This window comes from Bordetella petrii, from assembly GCF_020991325.1.
Classification (GTDB): domain Bacteria; phylum Pseudomonadota; class Gammaproteobacteria; order Burkholderiales; family Burkholderiaceae_B; genus Bordetella_A; species Bordetella_A petrii_E.
Genome location: NZ_JAJMLX010000386.1, coordinates 1 through 3,289 on the forward strand (window position 1 = coordinate 1; position 3,289 = coordinate 3,289).

Annotated in this window: 5 protein-coding genes; 3 read left to right on the top strand and 2 right to left on the bottom strand. The window is 60.0% G+C overall.

The genetic code is table 11. From position 1 onward, the window contains the following. The 3 genes from LPZ50_RS23340 to LPZ50_RS23350 form a co-directional block, all read left to right on the top strand. Positions 1-373 (top strand): hypothetical protein (locus LPZ50_RS23340; RefSeq protein ID WP_230665246.1); only part of this gene is annotated, 373 nt, incomplete at its 5' end. Positions 374-762: 389 nt separating this feature from the next. After that, positions 763-948, top strand: coding sequence for a hypothetical protein (locus LPZ50_RS23345; protein ID WP_230665247.1), 186 nt, complete (start codon positions 763-765; stop codon positions 946-948). A gap of 146 nt (positions 949-1,094) precedes the next feature. After that, a complete protein-coding gene (locus LPZ50_RS23350; RefSeq protein ID WP_329957698.1) occupies positions 1,095-1,703 on the top strand; it encodes an SOS response-associated peptidase family protein in 609 nt (202 codons plus the stop codon). A gap of 44 nt (positions 1,704-1,747) precedes the next feature. On the opposite strand, the gene LPZ50_RS23355 is transcribed toward LPZ50_RS23350, so the two are convergent. Together LPZ50_RS23355 and LPZ50_RS23360 are read right to left on the bottom strand one after the other, a co-directional pair. Next, positions 1,748-2,113, bottom strand: coding sequence for a hypothetical protein (locus LPZ50_RS23355; RefSeq protein ID WP_230665249.1), 366 nt, complete (start codon positions 2,111-2,113; stop codon positions 1,748-1,750). Between the two features lie 180 nt (positions 2,114-2,293). Continuing rightward, a partial coding sequence (locus LPZ50_RS23360; RefSeq protein ID WP_230665250.1) for an amidase occupies positions 2,294-3,289 on the bottom strand: 996 nt, incomplete at its 5' end.

Sequence of the window (3,289 nt, forward strand, 5' to 3'; positions counted from 1 at the left end):
TTGCCGCCGGGCCGCCCCAAGGCAAAAAGCCCCCTTGGGGGGCAGCAAGCCGAAGGCGCAGCGTGGGGGCTTTTTTTTGCCGCCGGGCCGCCCCAAGGCAAAAAGCCCCCTTGGGGGGCAGCAAGCCGAAGGCGCAGCGTGGGGGCTTTTTTTACCCCGCATTCCACCTTCGCTGGATGGTATCCAGGCGCCCTATCACCGGGCGAAAAATCTCTGCATTTATTTCTTCAAGAATCAAAGCGCTACGGCTTTCTTGCCGCGGCAGCCTTATTGTTTTTTTCCGGATTATCGCGCCATGGATTCAGAGTGCGCGCCGAAGATTATCAAGCTGATTATTCCTGTCATGGCGAAAGGCCCATTATTCGGTATCTAAGGTTGTATACGTTACATTATATATCGCAATATAACGCAATTAAGCGGCGCCTACTTCTTTCTCATTACGCAACTATTCACACCCGGGTAGCCAAGGGATAGCCGGCAAACTCCTATTTTTCCGGCAAACAGGATATGACTGTCATAAAAAGTGATGTAAAAAAGTCACACCATACGGCCGAAATCCGCAAAAATGGCAAATTTATGCACAAACTTTCACAAACTATGGCCAGCCTTGTGCATTTATCTAAACCTGTCTGATTGAGACTTGATGAAAATCAAAAAATCAGCCAATGTATAGCCACATCAGGTCAAGCAGGTTTGGATTTTCCTCGCTTGTATTGCTTATTCCCGATACATCGAGTTACGCGCATCACGAGGAGGATTGTCATGTCGTTTACGAACTTCAAATCATCCGACACGTACGATAGTCGCCTGCACCCTTCTGAACTCCGTGCCGCCAAGGCCGCAGTCGAGTCACGAACCGTCACGGCAGCTTATCTGCGTCAGCGCAGCACCGAAGAAGAACTGGCGCAGTATGTTCGCGAAAAGTACGCGCGCCAGGATCGCATCTGACTCGTCCGTTCCGGCGAATTCGCTCAAACGGACGTACAGGTTTTACTGTGGAAAGTGAGAAGCACCGCCAAGGCGGAGCTGTGCGCGGCTGCCACCGCCGCCCACCCCTTCCCGCCTACCCCATTGGCCAACCGCGGGGAGCCAGTATGTGCGGCACTATTGTTCAGCAGTCCAGGCCCATGACATACATGGAAGCCCTGTTCACCCGTATCGATCCACGCATTCCCCATCCTCCCCCCGGGCGCCATGAAAGCACCGGGCCTTGCGCGCAACCCCTGGCCATCCATCAGTTCGGCGACGGTCCGGCCATGGACAGGTTCCATTGGGGCTACGCGCCCAGTTGGTGGAAGCGGGATCCAGTAACCAATGCTCCTCTCCGCACCTTGTTGCGCGGATCGGCGGTATGGCGCCCCTTGCTGGCCCGGCGGGTGCTGGTGCCGGCCGATGGCTGGTATCAGCCCAGCTGTGATGAGGAAGACAACGCCTGCCAATACCTGCACGCGCCGGACGGCATTCCGCTGTACATAGCCGCCATCACGGCATGGCGGCCAGGCAATGCGCATGGAAAGCAGGACGGCCTGGCCATCATCACCGATGAGGCTGGCGGCTTGCCGCCAACGGTAGGCCGGCCGGTTGTGCTTCCCGTAGAGGCGGCCCGCCTGTGGATGGACCCGGCCACTCCTATCATCGATGCCCTGCAACTGGCCTGCACCCCGTGGCTTAACGTTCGGGACCAGGCGCGCAAGCTCCAGTAGCCGCGGCGGCCGCTACAACGGCTTGCCGCGGCGTACCCACATCTTCAAGCGGCCATCTGCAGATGGCGTTTTTGGCGCGCCGACCGGGCGGGGGGATTCAGCAGGCTGCTGGGTACATTCTCGACAAATGCGGAAGGTTCGCAGCGCACGCTGACCTGGCCGGGCAGAATCCAGCTCTTGCCGTGCCGGCATTCCGTGGCCTGAATGTGTTGCGCCAAACGCACAGCATCGGCCTCGGCACGGTCTCGTCCCGAGCGGACCATGTCGCAGAACCGCGCAAAACTGAATGTATGCGTTCCCTCGCGGCCGATAACGTCCACGCAGCCGCGAAACTCGCCGAATCCGACTTCATGCACACGCGGACGGATCGAATAACTCACCTTGGAAGTAAAAGCAGAGAAGGTATCCATGGCTTGATCTCCCTGATGAAAGTCCAGCTATTTCAGGGTAGACCAAAAATATGTCGCCGCCGAGGCTACTTTGCAATCTTTGAAATGGATTACCCAGTCGTTACAACTGCCATACTTGCCTACATCCCGGCGGGCGGCCTGCCCGCGATATTGCAGGTTTCCGCCGGGATATATGCCAGGTTACAACGCCTGTAACGCCGGAATGCGCGCTTTCCAGGGACTGGCACGCTCCAGTTGCGCCGAGACGCGCAGAATCAGGTCTTCGCGACCAAAACGCCCGATCAATTGCGTTGCCACTGGTATGCCATCCGGCGTGGCGCACAGCGGCAGGCTGGCGGCGGGCTGGCCCGATGCATTGAACACCGCCATGAAAGTGGCATACCGCGATACTCGCTGCCGCAGGTCGAGAAACGAGCCGCGCCGCATGGACAGTTCGCCGAGTTTCACGGGCAGCTCAGTCAGCGCCGGGGCCAGGACCAGGTCGAAATCTTCCATATAGGTTTCCATTGCGCGGCCAATGGCATGCAGGCGATTGATGCTGGCGATGTATTCATCCGCCGATATCCGCTTGCCCAGTTCGTACCCCGACATCATCACCGGTTCCAGGTCATCGGCTTGCAGCGCCCTGCCGGACAGTTTCAGGCGCGTGTCCACCGAAAGCACGATATTGCTTGCCAGGATACTGGCATGCGCGCGCACAAACGCCTGGTAATCAATGGCAGGCGGCGCGGAATCGATCACCGTGTGCCCCAGGCTGCGCAACAGGCTGGCGCACTGCTCTACCGCCTGCAGCGGCTCGGGGGCCACGGGAATCCCGTCCCAGGCCGAGCGCCATACGGCGATGCGCAACGGCCTTGCCGCCGTGTCCTCGATCTCGACCTCGGCCAAGTAGGGGCCCGTCTGCGGGGGACAAGCGTAAGGCGCGCCCGGTTCATAACCCGATATGGCATCCATGGCCGCGGCCGTGTCCCGCACCGTCACGCTGAGCACACCATCGGTGGCCATGCCGCCCCAGCCCTCGCCGCGCAATGGGCCCATGGGAATGCGGCCGCGCGTAGCCTTCAGGCCATAGACGCCGCAGCATGCCGCCGGGATGCGTATCGAGCCGCCGCCGTCGCTGCCGTGCGCCACTGGAACAATGCGCGCCGCCACCGCCGCCGCCGCGCCGCCGCTCGA

Excerpts from the sequence above, each read along its gene's own strand:
- LPZ50_RS23345 (WP_230665247.1), top strand. The coding sequence starts at position 763 with ATGTCGTTTACGAACTTCAAATCATCCGACACGTACGATAGTCGCCTG.
- LPZ50_RS23350 (WP_329957698.1), top strand. The coding sequence starts at position 1,095 with ATGTGCGGCACTATTGTTCAGCAGTCCAGGCCCATGACATACATGGAA.
- LPZ50_RS23355 (WP_230665249.1), bottom strand. The coding sequence starts at position 2,113 with ATGGATACCTTCTCTGCTTTTACTTCCAAGGTGAGTTATTCGATCCGT.